The sequence below is a fragment of the Polynucleobacter duraquae genome (assembly GCF_000973625.1).
GTDB lineage: Bacteria > Pseudomonadota > Gammaproteobacteria > Burkholderiales > Burkholderiaceae > Polynucleobacter > Polynucleobacter duraquae.
Genome location: NZ_CP007501.1, coordinates 949574 through 964280 on the forward strand (window position 1 = coordinate 949574; position 14707 = coordinate 964280).

Consider the following 14707-nt stretch of genomic DNA (forward strand, 5'->3'; position numbering starts at 1 on the left):
GGCAATGACTGCTAAAAAATCAACAACTGTGCATGAAGATACTCATATCAATTCTGAAAATTTAATTGGTGATTTTAAGGCGCTGATGGCAGATGCTGAGGAGCTCATTAAGGCAACGGCAAGTCATGATGATAGCCAGCTTGGCGCAATTCGTTCCAAGGCTTTGGGGACCCTCAATAGTGCAAAAGAAAGTCTTTCCTCTGTGGAGGGCACTGTGACAGAAAAGGCCAAAGTTGTTGCTGAGCGCACTGATGAGTTTGTCCATCGAAATCCCTGGGAGGCGGTAGGCGTCGCTGCCGGGATTGGTTTGTTGATTGGTCTATTTATTCGTCGTCGCTAGGTATTTATGTCACAAGAAAATCTTTTTTCCGCACTAAAGAATCTCGTCTCCACTGGGGCATCGATTGCTCAGACTCGTTTAGAGTTGATCTCGACTGATGTGCAGATTGCACGCACTCAGTTTCTAAATCTCTTAGTGATGGTGATCTGCGCATTATTTTTCTTGTTCTTTGGTTTGGTGATGCTCGCCTTACTCATTGTGATTTATAGCTGGGAGACTGATAGGGTCCTAGCGCTGAGTCTATTAACAAGTGGTTTCTTAGCGGCGGGCATCATTCTGGCGCTGGTAGTCTTGCGCTCAATTAAAGCGATGCCCAAATTATTCGAGGCAACCATTGCCGAGTTGGCTAAAGACCGCCAGGAGCTTTCTAAATGATGAGTCAAAGGCTAGCTGAGCTTCAGGCTAGACAAAGAGTGCTACAGGAGCGGGCAGCCCAAGAGCGTGCTGACTTCGCCTTGCATTTTGAGCCCATAGAAAAGCCCCTATCCTGGGCTGATAAGGGAATAGATGCGTTTAATTTCATGAAGAGCACCCCAATTTTGTGGACAAGCGCTTTCGCTGTACTAGCCCACTACAAACCCAAGCTTGCTGGTAAGGTGCTTACCGTAGGCTGGGGTACTGTCAAGCTTCTGAAAGGTGCTAAGAGTCTTCTGTAGCTAGAACTTAAGCAACTAAAACCGTCTTATTGGCAATTCCGGTTTGGCTCAAGATCTTGCTTCCATTTAAGCCATCGATTTCTAGCAAGGTCAAAGCGCCAGCAACATCAAAGCCAGCTTTTTTCAGTAGTTTGCTAGCCGCAATGATGGTGCCCCCAGTGGCCAGCACATCATCCACAATCAAAATACGCGCACCTGCTGGCAAAGTAGATTGTGCAATTTCCAGAGAATCTAAACCATATTCCAGCCCATAAGACTCTCGGTGGCTGGCCAAAGGCAGCTTATTGGGTTTTCGGGCTAAAGCGAGGCCCTTATGGGCCTGATAGGCGAGGGCAGTGCCAAAAATAAAACCTCGTGATTCAATACCTAAAATATGGCTGTAATCAAACTGCTGTGCAAGGGCCTCTAGCTGTAGCGTAGCCTCCTTAAATGCATTCGGGTTGGCTAATAAAGGGGAGATATCCCTAAAGAGGATCCCCGGCTTTGGAAAGTCCGGAACTCCGGGTAGATAATCTAATAAATTCATTATTGGCTGATATGAAAACACAATTGCTTATTATTACCGCATTAGAGTCCGAGCTGGATAAAAGCGCATTGCCCGCCGGTGTCGATATTGTGTATTCCGGGGTCGGAAAAATCAACGCAACGGCAGCAAGCTTGCAGGCTATCCATCAATATCAGCCTCAACGGATAGTGAACTTTGGGACCGTTGGAAAAATCAACTCTGCTCTAGAAGGTTTACTGGAAATCGGTAGGGTGATTCAGCGCGACATGATGACAGTACCTTTGGCTCCACGAGGGCAGACCCCGTTTTGCTCAAAACCGTCTCAATATTTATCACTTGGCGGTGAGCATACTTGCGGAACTGGTGATAGTTTTGTAACGGCTCATGATTCTTGGTTGATATCTCAGGGTATTGATGTGGTGGATATGGAGTTATTTGCTATCGCCAATATTGCTTATCAATTTAATATCCCATGGCAATCATTTAAATACGTGACCGATGATGCTAATGCAGACTCTGGAAACGAATGGACTCACCGCGTTAATCACGGTCAAGAACTCTATTTAGCCAAGCTTAAAGACTTGATGAGCGCTTAAAGCAGGCCCAACACAATTACCTATTTAACTGCGCAGATGAATACTCAAAAACCTTGGCTGAAAAACTATCTCGAGGGCGTTCCTCATGAGATTGATTTGGCAGGGTACACATCGATTGTTGGTTTCATAGAAGAATCTTTTGCTAAGTACCCAGATCGCATAGCAATAGAGTCGATGGGCCACAAAATCAGCTACCGTCAACTTGATATCCTGTCCAAGGACTTTGCTGCTTATTTGCAAACTTTAGGTTTGGAGGCGGGCTCGCGTATCGCCATCATGTTTCCAAATGTTCCACAGTACTTAATTGCAATGTTCGGTACGCTGCGCGCTGGCTATGTCGTTGTGAATATAAATCCGCTATACACCGCCAGAGAGCTCGAGCATCAATTACAAGATAGCAGTGCATCTATTTTGGTGATGCTAGAAAACTTTGCTCACGTGTATCAGGAGATTGCAGATCAGGCACTTGTCAAGAAGGTGATTGTGAGTAGCTTGGGTGAGAGCCTGGGCCCTAAAGGCGTTATCATCAATTTAGTCGCTCGCCATATTAAAAAGCTCATCCCACATTGGAATTTTCCTTGTGTCAAATTTAATCAGGCCCTGAAGATAGGCGCTGGCCATGGCTTTACTAGGCCCACTTTAGAGCAGGACGATATCGCGTTTTTGCAATACACGGGAGGCACTACGGGAGTCTCTAAGGGTGCAGTTTTATTGCATCGTAATATATTAGCCAACATCATTCAAATTGAATCTTGGCTTGAACCCGCATTGAAAAATCGGCAGCAGCAGTTAGTTTTTTGTGTGCCTTGCCCATGACTCACATCTTTGCTCTGACTGCCTGTGGTCTACTTGGAATACGTAAGGGCGCTCAATTATTATTAGTCGCCAATCCCCGTGATATCACTGGCTTTATCAAGTTCTTAATGAAGCACCCTGATATCAATATTTTCCCGGGTGTCAATACGCTATTTCATGCTTTGATACACCGTCCAGAATTTAAGCAGGTACGCCTACCTAATCTCTTGGTCACGATCGGCGGTGGCATGGCGGTTCAAAAGAAGACGGCTGAACTTTGGCAGCAAATGATGGGGGTACCGATTGCTCAGGGATACGGGCTATCGGAAACTTCACCAGTAGTGTGTGTCAATACTCCATTCGTAAAGGAATTTACTGGATCCATTGGTATGCCAGTGCCAAGTACGGATGTAGTGATAGTTGGTGATGATGGAATAGAGGTTCCATTTGGCACGCCCGGAGAAATTTGTATTCAGGGTCCGCAGGTGATGGCAGGTTACTGGAATAGGCCTGAAGAGACAGAGCATTCTATGACGCCAGAGGGATATTTTAAGTCTGGTGATATCGGCATCATGAGTTCTGATGGCTTTGTGCAGATTGTGGATCGCAAGAAAGACATGATTGTAGTTGCTGGTTATAAAGTATTCCCTAATGAAATCGAGGAAGTCATTTCTCAAATGCCTGGCGTAAGAGAGTGTGCCGTCATTGGATTGCCGCACCGCAAGCTGGGCGAGATCGTCAAGGCCTATATCATCAAAGACAAGTCTGAACTAACTGAGGCTCAAGTCATTCAGTATTGTAAAGAGCAAATGACCAGTTACAAGCGCCCCAGAAAGATTGCTTTTATCGATGAAATGCCCAAGTCGAATGTGGGCAAAATCTTGCGCCGTCATCTGCGCGACTTATAAAAATTACAGGCCACCACCAAAGCGGTATTGCCAAGAAATGCCATACAAGTCATAGCTATTATTGGTTCTTGAGTACGCCCCTGTACTAGCTGATAGACGAATCGAATTATGTTTATTGACAGGGTAGGACATCGTTGTACCAAAGCGCCAGTTCTCTTGACTGCCACTAATCGGGTTGCCATTTAGATAAGATTGCCCGCCAATAAAGTAAGTGGCATCTACTGAGATCCAGGCGGTATTCTGAAAGTAGTAGATTCCGTGTGTTTGTGTTGAATAAACCGGATTCTGAGATAGTGAGTTGCCACCCATATAGTCAGTATTGCTTGTGTAGAAAATACCAGCACCAGCAAGCTCAAATCTCCAAGGGCCAAGTGCCTTAGATACGCCAAGACCCGGCTGGATAAACCATCGATTGGCACCTACATTAATCAGTTGATTGTCATCGTATTTGCCCCAGGGGACGGAGGCTGCAAGACTCACGCCAGCAATGAGATCTTGCTGATAGTCCTGAAATTGATCCAGCGTTAATGCTGGAGCTCCGTAGAGATTAATCGCAGCCTTAATAAGTGGGTCAGATAAACCCTCAGTGCTCGCATTGACTGTGCGCCCGCCGATTATTTTTGAACCACTAAATTGAGCGTATGGAAGGACAAGTGTGAGCTTGCCTGACTGCCCGCCAGCATCAAATATATGAGTCAGACTCATTACTTCGCTAGTAAGGCTGTAGTTATTCGTTTTGGCCTGAACTACACCGGCACTCAGAAAATTAATTCCAATAGGAGTATTGGAGTAGGTGCGCGCCTCGATTTCTTGGGAATGAGATAGGGCTGGTACTAAAGTAAATGCAATGAAGAATAGGCAGGCACCTATTACAAAAGCCCGACTACGAGGAATGGAGGATAAATTAATCATCCGAGTTACATCACTCAAGCTTGATTAGTTAGACTTCGATTGGTCACCAAACAAAATCTTCAGGGTAGCGTTACTGCCAAGCATAATGGTCATCCCTGTTAAGAGTAAATAAGGCCACACAATTAACCAGTACACAATCGACATAGCCACTACGCGCAAAGGATTGGATTGCCCAAAATCAGTCATGGAGATCAAAAAAGGTTTGCCATGAATTAACCCATGTACTCCGGCCTCTAAATAATTTAACCCCAAAACAACCAGAAGATAAATCAAGGACTCTAGGAGTAGTGAGCTCACAATCCCATGTTGCTTATTAACTTTAATTGGGAATGCAGCCTGAGCTAGTAGCATAAACTTGGCGCAGACAGCCGCTTTGAATAAAGCAAAGCCAAAGATAGATAAAGGTATTGGCCTCTCATCTAATGAGGTTGCTGCTAAAAAGGCAAGAGCACAAAACCACGCTCCAAAGTAAATGGTTAACTGAAATGCTTTGACAAACTCCTCTTTAGCTTTTTCTTTAAAGCTATGTGTAGGAGCCAAATTAGGCGACGTCGTGCTCATAAAAACTTTCTGAAGTGTTTCATTAGCAGTTGCTGCAAGAGCTAGCTTCAACAGGCGCCGGTTCTTGGGTGTAGCGCGCAATAAATGCATGCTTACTCTTGAGTGGCAATTTAATCCACACGAAGTGACCCGAGCCAGGGGCAACATCAATGGGCTCATCTTTGAGATTCCACATGGCATCGAGCACCATATCTTGATTACCCTCGGGCTCAATGATTTCTAACTTATCACCAATCGAGAAACGATTTTTTACATCTACTTTGACGCGACCCGAGGCCTCATCAATCTCTAAAGTTTCGCCAACATATAGACTTCTACCAGAGAGGGAGTGACCACGCATATAGAGCTGATACTCTTTATCGTGGTGACGCTCATAAAAACCATCGGTATAGCCACGATTGGCAAGACCTTCAAGATTGCCAATCAGAGACATATTCATTGGACGGCCAGCTACTGCATCATCAATTGCAGTGCGGTAGGATTGGCAGGTGCGAGAAACGTAATAGGGCGACTTGGTGCGACCTTCAATCTTGAATGAGTCGACACCCATCTTTGTTAAGCGCTCAATATGCTCAATCGCACGCAAATCTTTGGAGTTCATGATGTAGGTGCCATGCTCATCTTCTTCCATGGGCATTAAATCATCTGGACGACGTGCTTCTTGCAGGAGAACCACATCTCCGCTGGTATTTTGTTGTCCCGGCTTTACTTTGTAATCCCAGCGACAGGCATTGGTGCAAGCACCTTGATTAGAGTCACGATGGGACATGTAACCAGATAGTAGGCAGCGACCAGAATAAGCAATACACAGGGCGCCATGCACAAATACCTCTAATTCCATTTCTGGGCAGTCTTGACGAACTTCCTCAATCTCATCGAAAGAAAGCTCACGTGACAATATCACCCGGCTAATACCAACAGAGCGCCAGAATTTTGCAGAGGCACCATTGACCGTATTGGCTTGAACGGATAAATGAATCGGCATATCTGGCCAAGCTTCTCTGGCCATCATGATGAGACCTGGATCAGACATGATCATCGCATCAGGTTTTAATGCAACTACAGGATCCATATCTTTAATGTAAGTTCGAGTCTTGCCGCCATGAGGGAGGAGATTGGATACCAGATAAAACTTTTTACCTAAAGCGTGTGCGGTATCAATACCTTCTTTGAGTGTTTCCATTTTTCCGAAGTCGTTATTACGTACTCGAAGAGAATAGCGCGGCTGTCCGGCATAAATGGCGTCGGCACCAAAGTCAAAGGCAGTACGCAGCATGGAGAGGCTGCCGGCGGGGGCGAGGAGTTCTGGGATCTTGGTCATGGACCTATTTTAGTGAATACAGACATTCTTGCTAAATTTATTAATCTTTAAGGCTCTGGAACCGAATAGATCTGGGTTTATCTGTGTATTTCAGCTAATCAGCTAGCTAATGAAGAGTATCCTACGAGGTCTGTGGCGCGCGTTTCCACTCGAATTTAGGGTGTCTACTAAAGAATGTATAAAAAACAATGACAAAACTCACATCCAAACTCATCCTAAAAAAAGCCAGCGGCATTTTGTCTCAAGAGTTTGCTATACCTAAAGACATCGCCTGGGCCTGGGTCACATTACTGCTTTCGCAAGAAGAGCAAAGGCGCGATAGCGAAGAAAAACGCTATGCCCGTATTGCAGAATTTGAAGCCTGGATTATGGAATTAAATCTCCCAGCTGATCTAAAAAATCCCGAGGGCGGCGCAGTAAGTCCAGAGTCAGTAAAAAATTCAGCCAGAAATGTATTTGAGTGGCCTCATGAATATATTTTTGATGAGCCCGCAGCGCCCAAACACCCAGACTCTAAAGTCACCTATGGCGATACGATTACCAAGCCAATCTTAGATGCTATTAAAGATGCCGGAGGATCCGATGATCGCCCAGCACTCATTGCTATTTTGGAAGGCTATGCAAAAGAGGGTAAAGAGCCTTTTGCCAATGTCACAGCAGAGGGTATTGAGTGGAAAGGCAGTAATTGGTCGGAAGGGGATAAGCTCAATCTACTTACCATCAAGACTTTAAATAACCGCCTTGCCAACCTAAAAAAGAAGGGGTTGATTTAGACTGAATTGGTTCACCGAGATCGCCAAAGAAAAAACCACCTCAAAAGGCGGTTTTCTTATATTTAACTCCTCAACTTAGGCTCAAACCGGGGGCTTACAGTTAATTGGTCAGCCCTATACTCTAAGTCACTTCAATACACTTAAATTTTTTAAGTTTGAACTTCTGGTTGCCAATCTCCAACATAATCTATCATTCAAATTATGAACCTAAAGTCATTATTTCTAGTGCTAATGCTTGGATTGGTAGGCTGCACTACTATTGTTAAACCCCAGCCAACAAAAGTCATCGAACCTTACCGGGATTTAAATACATATTTGCATGGCCATTGGATTATTTTGGCTGAATCTTTAAATATTGACTGGTTCTATGATCCTCAGTCTCTGATGATGGACGAGGACTATACGATTAGTTTTTGGTCATATTGGACCCCAAATCAGTTAAAACGTTCAATTGCCATCGAGTCTGCGAGGAAGGCTATTCCTGCAAAGGATTTGTCTGATTCAATCAATATTTCTATGGGTGATGAGGCTTTATTTGATAGGGAGGCAATTGGACCCTACCTACAAAAAATTAATTGCTTTACTAATACACAGCTATCGGAGAGTTTGATAAATCAAAGCTGTGATTTAGGTCCGAATCCATCCGCTGGAATGATTGCTCCTGGATCGAGTGAATGTTGGCATTTCATAAAGCCTCAAACTGCTATGGCCTATATTAAAACTAGGGTGTGCGGTAGAAAATTTGTGATGGATGCAAATACAAATTATTTTCTGTATCAGAATGGGCAATTGCCGTCGAAAATTATAAAAGATGCGAATCGAGTCGCCGATACTCCGGGCGGTCAACGAACTACAGCTAGATTGTTTGAAGTCATTAATAACGAATATATTGTGGTTGATATAAAAAATAATATACGTGAAATGAGAATAGCCTCATCCGTTTTAGACAAGCAGGGCGCCCATGATTCTGATTATGTTTACCGGGCTAATTGCAATGACGATACAGACTCGCTTACTCAGATTGGCCAGCCCAATGTTGGCATGAGAAAAATTGGCAATCCCTCGTCTTTGTCGGGTGTTGCCTTCAATAGAATCTGTGGTGACCATGGTGCCTATATGACGCAGGTTAAATCTTTTAAAAAATAAGCTTTTCTGCTACACCTCAGTATTTTGGGAGGCAAATTTTGAGGTTTTAGCACCAAGGGCAAAAGAAAAAGCCCCTGGATTTATCTAGGGGCTTTACTTATTTGGCTCCTCGACGTGGGATCGAACCACGGACCAACAGATTAACAGTCTGCTGCTCTACCGCTGAGCTATCGAGGAATAAGCCGATATTATAGCAAGATGAAATCATCTACTCCAAGTTCTGTGCAGATCCCTAAAGTATTGACCATCGCTGGCTCCGATAGCGGTGGTGGCGCGGGCATTCAGGCTGACCTTAAAGTCATTACAGCCCTGGGTGGATACGGAATGACTGTGATCACGGCGATTACTGCCCAGAACACTTTGGGTGTGACTCGTATTCAGGACATTGACCTTGATGTGGTTGAGGCTCAGATCGACGCAGTATTTCTGGATATTGGGGTGGACATCGTCAAGATCGGTATGTTGGCCAGTCCAGAGATCGTGCGCACTGTAGCATCTGCCCTAAAGCGCCATGGAGCTAAAACAATAGTCCTAGACCCTGTATTAAGAGCTACTTCAGGTGCCAGTCTTGGCGGGGACGATACCGCTCAAGCCATGATTAAAGACTTATTTCCGATGGCAAGCTTAATCACTCCTAATTTAGAAGAAGCGGGTTTGCTCTTAGGTCGTGAGATTGAGGGAGTGAAGGATTTCAAGATGGCGGCAGAGGAGTTGCTTGAGATGGGTCCTCAGGCAGTCTTGATCAAGGGCGGACATCTAGATGCGAGCCATACTCAGCTGACAGATTTTCTGATGTGGCGAACGATTGAGGATAGTCTGGAAGTCGTTCAATCAAAAGAATTCAAGCACTATCGTGTTAACACGCTCAATACCCATGGCACTGGCTGCTCACTCTCATCTGCGATTGCGACTTATTTAGCAGATGGTCATGATCTTGCTCATGCGGTTGCTAAGGCGATTTCTTATGTTGAGGCCGGGCTAGAGAAAGGGTGCTTCTTAAATATTGGTGAGGGTTCAGGCCCTTTATGGCACATGCATGATTTTTATCCAACTGCATTGCCAGAAGAAGAGGGTAAGTATTAAAGATTAAAAAACTAAAGACTAAAGATTCAGCATTAAGTTTTCATTAGCTCTTGGAGTCTCTTGACTGCCGCCTTGGGATCGCTAGATCCACTAATTGCTCTGACAACCGCAACTGAACCAACACCACTTTGCGCCACTGCATGAATACTATTTTCATCAATGCCGCCAATAGCCACTAAGGGATAGTGACTCATCAATTGAGCATATTTATATAAACGTCCCAAGCCTTGCGGAGCGGTAGCCATTTTTTTCAGATTGGTTGCAAAGACTGCACCCATCGCGATATAACTCGGGCAGAAGCGATCTGCATGAACCATCTCAGCATAGCCGTGGGTACTCAGGCCTAAGCGAAGGCCTGCAGTTCGAATCGCCTCTAAATCTGCCACTTCTAAATCTTCTTGACCTAGATGAACACCATAGGCATTAGCTTCAATCGCCTCTTGCCAGTAATCATTAATAAAGAGCAAAGTCTTGCTCCCTTTGACTGCTTCAACAGATTGTGCAATCTGCTTACGGATCAATCTGCGATCATCTGATTTAAGGCGCAGTTGCACCGTTGGTACTTCAGCCTCAATTGAGCGCTTTACCCAATCTGCATCTGGCATAACGGCATATAAACCCAAGCGCTGAGGGCACTCCGCAAAGGCGTTGGGATTCATATTACGTGTCCAGGGGAGCAAATCAAAATGCTCGGGCCTAGAGGGCCATTTAGATGGATTAAATCCACCATCTTGGTGAGCCATGCGTGACCAAGCTTTACCTAATACTTTGGCATCACATTCAATAAAGCCCATCTCAATCGATGCAAGTGCGCCTGCCAGCTCATAGTGATCTGCAGCGTGCTCATTATCAATTTTTGGTGGTGGCGATGACGCGCTATATGCTGGGATCGGTAAGCACACATCATCCTTTACATGAGCTGCAACAATTTGATCCGCAAGATCGCGTACTAAGCTCATCTCATTGACTCTTTAACTTTGATGCCAGAAAGGCGTGCCAACTAATGGTGTACTAGCTTGGGCGGATTGTTGGGCTTTCATAGCGCCAGAGAGATAGGCAGTGCGACCAGCATCGACTGACATGGCAAAAGCATTTGCCATCGCCACTGGATCATCGGCTAGTGCAACAGCCGTATTAAGTAGAACTCCATCAAAACCCCACTCCATTACGCTACATGCGTGCGAGGGAAGACCTAAACCAGCATCCACCAGAAGAGGAACTGTTAAGCGGTCACGTAAAAGTTTTAATGCATACGGATTTAAAGGACCTTGACCTGTGCCAATTGGAGCGGCCCACGGCATCACCGCCTGGCATCCTACATCGACTAAGCGTTGGCACAAGATCAAATCTTCAGTGCAATAAGGTAAAACCTTAAAACCATCTTTAATTAAGGTTTCGGCTGTAGATACTAATCGCAAAGTATCTGGTTGCAGCGTGTAGTCATCGCCGATCAGTTCTAACTTAATCCAGTTAGTTTCAAAAACCTCACGTGCCATTTGTGCAGTGGCAATCACTTCTTTTGGGCTATGACATCCTGCAGTATTCGGTAAGACCGGTACAGCCATCTTCTTTAAGAGATCCCAGAAGCCAGAATGCGCTTCTGTAGTAGAAGTGCCTTGCCGACGCAGGCTTACCGTAATCATTCCGGGATTGGATTGCTTCACGGCATTTTCTAAAACCTGTGGAGAAGGATAACGCGAGGTACCCAACAATAAGCGACTAGCAAAGGTCTCACCGTACAGCACCAGAGAATCGGCCGTCTTGAGAGAGTTTGGTAGAGGTGCTGTCATGTTAATCAATTAACCGCCAGTGACTGGTGCAATGACTTCCATCTCATCGCCCTCACGGAGCACTTCTTCTGCATGCCGAGTCTTTGGAACAAATTCATAATTGATGGCAACAGCAAAGGGTGGCTTGGCATCGATAAGTATCAATACATCATCAATGGTGCTCTGATCTGGAACCTCTTTGGCAACTTGATTCACCATTATGCGCATGTACTCAGCTCCTCATTCGAAGAGGCTGTCACCTGAAGACCTAAGTCAATCGCTGTGCTGCTGGCGCCAGCATCTAATATTTCTAACGCACAATCCAAAATCGCTGGTGAAATCATGAAGCCATGTCGATAAAGTCCATTGATCATCATCAAGCCAGCTTGATTTGGTTTTCGATCAACCGATATCTCCGGCAGATTATCTTTGAGCGTAGGGCGACATTGCGTTGCCATTTCCAAAATACGTGCTTCAGCAAAGCCGCTATGGACGGTATAAACCGCACTGAGTAATTCTAGGGCGGAGCGCACACTCATCGGAGAGAGATCTTCGGATTCAATTTCTGTTGCGCCAACAACGTAAACATCATCCTCTTTAGGTGCGATATAAATTGGATAGCGTGGATGGATTAGGCGAGTAGGGCGACGCAACTTCACTTCGGGGGCATAGAGGCGAATGACTTCACCACGCACTCCTCGTAAATCTTTATCAGAACTAGCATGCTCCCAAGAAGCTTTAGCACCCAGGCCACGACAATCAATGACCCAATCATAACCATTCTTTTGAGTACGCAGTTGTTCGGGATCGGCAGTTTGATTCCAATGACAAGGCACCTTCATTAAAGTCAGCTCAACTAACAAAGCCTCTAGTAATTGGCGGTTATCGAGCTGGCCTTCATTGGGAAGATAGAGGCCTTGAGTAAAGCGTTCAGCAACACTAGGCTCAATTTCTGCTAAAGACTGGCTATCTAAATGAATCGGTTTAGAAAGCGCTAGATTGTGATCGCAATTTCTTGCCAGATGAGAGGCAAAGCGCTCTGCATCACTAGTATCTTGACGATGCCACAAGATGAGCGTGCCATTTTGCTGAAAATATACTGGTTTTGCTAATTCATCAATAAGTTGCTTCCAGCGCGGCAAGCTATGAACACCCATACGTACAACGTTATCTTCGGTGATGGCTGATTCTGCCAGTGGAGCCAACATGGCAGCAGCAATCCGAGCTGCCGCTAAGTTAGCGTCTGAACCGCCTTTCTCAAACAGCTCTACCTGAGCGCCGCGCTTAGCAAGTGCGACCGCAAGCAGCCGACCCATAAGGCCGGCGCCAACGATGGCATATTTGCCGTTTGAGAATGCGTGACTCACTTACTGATAAATCTCGCTACCGCGTTTACGGAACTCAGCTGACATTTCTTCCATACCCTTTTGTGGATCGGTTGAGGCTTCTGCAGTAATCGGAATCACTTTTGACTTAGGATTGCCATCCGCATCTAATGTGGCAGCGTAGTCACGCACTTCTTGTGTGATTTTCATCGAGCAGAACTTCGGTCCACACATTGAGCAGAAGTGCGCGATCTTTGCGCCTTCTGCAGGCAGAGTAGCATCGTGGTACTCACGAGCACGCTCAGGATCTAAGCCAAGATTAAATTGATCTTCCCAGCGGAACTCAAAGCGGGCTTTGGATAAAGCGTTATCACGTACTTGAGCGCCTGGTAAACCTTTTGCCAAGTCTGCACCATGGGCTGCAATTTTATAAGTGATGATGCCGGTACGGACATCCTCTTTGTCCGGTAAACCTAAATGCTCTTTTGGAGTGACATAACATAGCATCGCTGTGCCGTACCAACCAATTTGCGCAGCACCAATACCACTAGTGATGTGATCGTAACCAGGAGCGATATCGGTAATCAATGGTCCGAGAGTATAGAAGGGTGCCTCTAAGCAGTGCTTCAACTCTTCAGTCATGTTTTCTTCAATGCGCTGCATTGGCACGTGACCAGGGCCTTCAATCATGACTTGCACATCATGCTTCCAGGCTTTGGCAGTGAGTTCACCAAGGGTGTGCAACTCGCCAAACTGCGCGGCATCATTGGAGTCAGCAATACAACCAGGACGCAAGCCATCACCCAAGCTAAATGACACGTCATACGCTTTCATGATTTCACAAATCTCATCAAACTTCGTGTAGAGGAAGTTTTCTTTATGGTGAGCCAAGCACCACTTCGCCATGATGGAGCCACCACGAGAGACGATGCCAGTAATACGGTCAGCCGTTAAAGGAACATAGCGTAACAACACGCCGGCATGAATAGTGAAATAGTCCACACCTTGCTCAGCTTGTTCTACTAGAGTATCGCGGAACATTTCCCAGGTGAGGTCTTCTGCAATACCACCGGTTTTATCAAGCGCTTGATAAATTGGAACTGTGCCAATCGGAACTGGTGAGTTGCGAATAATCCACTCACGGGTTTCATGAATATGCTTTCCTGTGGAAAGATCCATGATGGTGTCTGCGCCCCAACGAATTGACCACACCATTTTTTCAACTTCTTCATTAATGGAGGAAGTCACAGCAGAGTTACCCAGGTTGCCGTTAATCTTCACGCGGAAGTTGCGACCAATAATCATTGGCTCGAGTTCGGGGTGATTAATATTGGCTGGAATGATCGCGCGACCAGCAGCGATTTCAGAGCGCACGAACTCACCAGTAACGATGTCAGGCAGATTCGCGCCATAGCTCTTGCCTGGGTGCTGCTTGAGCAGTTGTTTGTATTCTGGATTCTTGCGTAATTGCTCAAGACCCATGGATTCACGCAGAGCAACGTATTCCATTTCAGGAGTCACGATGCCTTTACGGGCGTAATACATTTGGCTGACATTCTGACCCGCTTTAGCAACACGCGGCGGATTGATATGAGCGAAACGTAAATTCTGCGTTGCTGCATCTTGTGAGCGGGCAACGCCGTACTCAGAACTTGGTCCAGCTAATTGCACTGTGTCGCTGCGCTCTTCAATCCAGTTTTTACGTAATAAAGGCAAACCTTTTTCAAGATTAATTACGATCTCTGGATCGCTGTAAGGACCTGATGTGTCGTAAACCGGTACAGGAGGGTTGGGTACCATTTCTTCACCAACGCGGGTTGATAATTGCTCGATCATGCGAATAGGCGCTTTGATATCTGGACGCGAACCCTCTAGATAGGTTTTAGTAGAGGAGGGGTAGGCAAACTTTTGGCCAAAGTCACGCTCTAAGCTTTTTAAGCTAGGAATTTCTTGTTTTGATTTAATGTTGATATCGCTCATATCCATCTCCTGACTGTTTTTAGATGGACGAAACCGG

At 45.6% G+C, this 14707-nt stretch carries 16 protein-coding genes, 1 tRNA gene and 1 pseudogene; 8 read left to right on the forward strand and 10 right to left on the reverse strand.

The window, feature by feature from the left end:
• The first annotated feature begins 4 nt into the window (after window positions 1–4).
• From CL55_RS05010 to CL55_RS05020, 3 genes are read left to right on the forward strand one after another with little or no spacing between them, the layout of a single operon-like run.
• Window positions 5–340, forward strand: coding sequence for an ElaB/YgaM/YqjD family protein (locus CL55_RS05010; protein WP_046330123.1), 336 nt, complete (start codon window positions 5–7; stop codon window positions 338–340).
• Window positions 341–346: 6 nt separating this feature from the next.
• Window positions 347–715 (forward strand): phage holin family protein, encoded by a 369-nt coding sequence (locus CL55_RS05015; protein WP_046330124.1) that lies wholly within the window; start codon window positions 347–349, stop codon window positions 713–715.
• Window positions 712–996 (forward strand): YqjK family protein, encoded by a 285-nt coding sequence (locus CL55_RS05020; protein ID WP_237150546.1) that lies wholly within the window; start codon window positions 712–714, stop codon window positions 994–996. The genes CL55_RS05015 and CL55_RS05020 overlap by 4 nt, the downstream gene beginning before the upstream one ends.
• Before the next feature lie 7 nt (window positions 997–1003).
• On the opposite strand, the gene CL55_RS05025 is transcribed toward CL55_RS05020, so the two are convergent.
• Window positions 1004–1522, reverse strand: coding sequence for an adenine phosphoribosyltransferase (locus CL55_RS05025; RefSeq protein ID WP_046330125.1), 519 nt, complete (start codon window positions 1520–1522; stop codon window positions 1004–1006).
• 11 nt (window positions 1523–1533) lie between these two features.
• On the opposite strand from CL55_RS05025, the gene CL55_RS05030 reads away from it, so the two are divergent.
• Together CL55_RS05030 and CL55_RS05035 are read left to right on the forward strand one after the other, a co-directional pair.
• On the forward strand, window positions 1534–2097 hold the full coding sequence (locus CL55_RS05030; RefSeq protein ID WP_046330126.1) for a phosphorylase family protein: 564 nt from the start codon (window positions 1534–1536) through the stop codon (window positions 2095–2097).
• A 36-nt stretch (window positions 2098–2133) separates the two neighbouring features.
• Window positions 2134–3800 (forward strand): annotated as a pseudogene (locus CL55_RS05035) (AMP-binding protein).
• A gap of 3 nt (window positions 3801–3803) precedes the next feature.
• Here CL55_RS05035 and CL55_RS05040 read toward each other — a convergent pair.
• From CL55_RS05040 to CL55_RS05050, 3 genes are read right to left on the reverse strand one after another with little or no spacing between them, the layout of a single operon-like run.
• The gene (locus CL55_RS05040; protein WP_046330127.1) at window positions 3804–4712 is read right to left on the reverse strand and encodes a transporter; all 909 of its coding nucleotides are present in this window, start codon (window positions 4710–4712) and stop codon (window positions 3804–3806) included.
• Between the two features lie 24 nt (window positions 4713–4736).
• On the reverse strand, window positions 4737–5273 hold the full coding sequence (locus CL55_RS05045; RefSeq protein WP_046331173.1) for a hypothetical protein: 537 nt from the start codon (window positions 5271–5273) through the stop codon (window positions 4737–4739).
• Between the two features lie 22 nt (window positions 5274–5295).
• Complete coding sequence (locus CL55_RS05050) at window positions 5296–6594, reverse strand: peptidase U32 family protein (RefSeq protein ID WP_046330128.1); 1299 nt, start codon at window positions 6592–6594, stop codon at window positions 5296–5298.
• A 188-nt stretch (window positions 6595–6782) separates the two neighbouring features.
• Here CL55_RS05050 and CL55_RS05055 point away from each other — a divergent pair, with 188 nt between their 5' ends.
• Both CL55_RS05055 and CL55_RS05060 read left to right on the forward strand, forming a co-directional pair.
• Complete coding sequence (locus tag CL55_RS05055; protein ID WP_046330129.1) at window positions 6783–7367, forward strand: hypothetical protein; 585 nt, start codon at window positions 6783–6785, stop codon at window positions 7365–7367.
• A gap of 336 nt (window positions 7368–7703) precedes the next feature.
• Complete coding sequence (locus CL55_RS05060) at window positions 7704–8513, forward strand: hypothetical protein (protein ID WP_205621302.1); 810 nt, start codon at window positions 7704–7706, stop codon at window positions 8511–8513.
• A 102-nt stretch (window positions 8514–8615) separates the two neighbouring features.
• Here CL55_RS05060 and CL55_RS05065 read toward each other — a convergent pair.
• Window positions 8616–8690 (reverse strand) — tRNA-Asn (locus CL55_RS05065).
• A gap of 21 nt (window positions 8691–8711) precedes the next feature.
• On the opposite strand from CL55_RS05065, the gene thiD reads away from it, so the two are divergent.
• A complete protein-coding gene (thiD, locus tag CL55_RS05070; protein ID WP_046330131.1) occupies window positions 8712–9596 on the forward strand; it encodes a bifunctional hydroxymethylpyrimidine kinase/phosphomethylpyrimidine kinase in 885 nt (294 codons plus the stop codon).
• Window positions 9597–9628: 32 nt separating this feature from the next.
• Here the strand turns inward: thiD and CL55_RS05075 are convergent, their stop codons facing one another.
• The 5 genes from CL55_RS05075 to thiC are packed head-to-tail and all read right to left on the reverse strand — an operon-like array spanning window position 9629 to window position 14670.
• Window positions 9629–10555 carry a thiamine phosphate synthase gene (locus tag CL55_RS05075; RefSeq protein WP_046330132.1) on the reverse strand — a complete coding sequence of 309 codons (927 nt, stop codon included), beginning with the start codon at window positions 10553–10555 and terminating at the stop codon, window positions 9629–9631.
• A 12-nt stretch (window positions 10556–10567) separates the two neighbouring features.
• On the reverse strand, window positions 10568–11386 hold the full coding sequence (locus CL55_RS05080) for a thiazole synthase (RefSeq protein WP_046331174.1): 819 nt from the start codon (window positions 11384–11386) through the stop codon (window positions 10568–10570).
• Window positions 11387–11395: 9 nt separating this feature from the next.
• Window positions 11396–11593, reverse strand: coding sequence for a sulfur carrier protein ThiS (gene thiS, locus CL55_RS05085; protein ID WP_046330133.1), 198 nt, complete (start codon window positions 11591–11593; stop codon window positions 11396–11398).
• Window positions 11584–12732, reverse strand: a complete 1149-nt coding sequence (locus tag CL55_RS05090; protein WP_082091898.1) for an FAD-dependent oxidoreductase — start codon at window positions 12730–12732, stop codon at window positions 11584–11586. Before CL55_RS05090 ends, thiS begins: the two co-directional genes overlap by 10 nt.
• Window positions 12733–14670, reverse strand: a complete 1938-nt coding sequence (gene thiC, locus CL55_RS05095; protein WP_046330135.1) for a phosphomethylpyrimidine synthase ThiC — start codon at window positions 14668–14670, stop codon at window positions 12733–12735.
• Window positions 14671–14707: the final 37 nt, after the last annotated feature.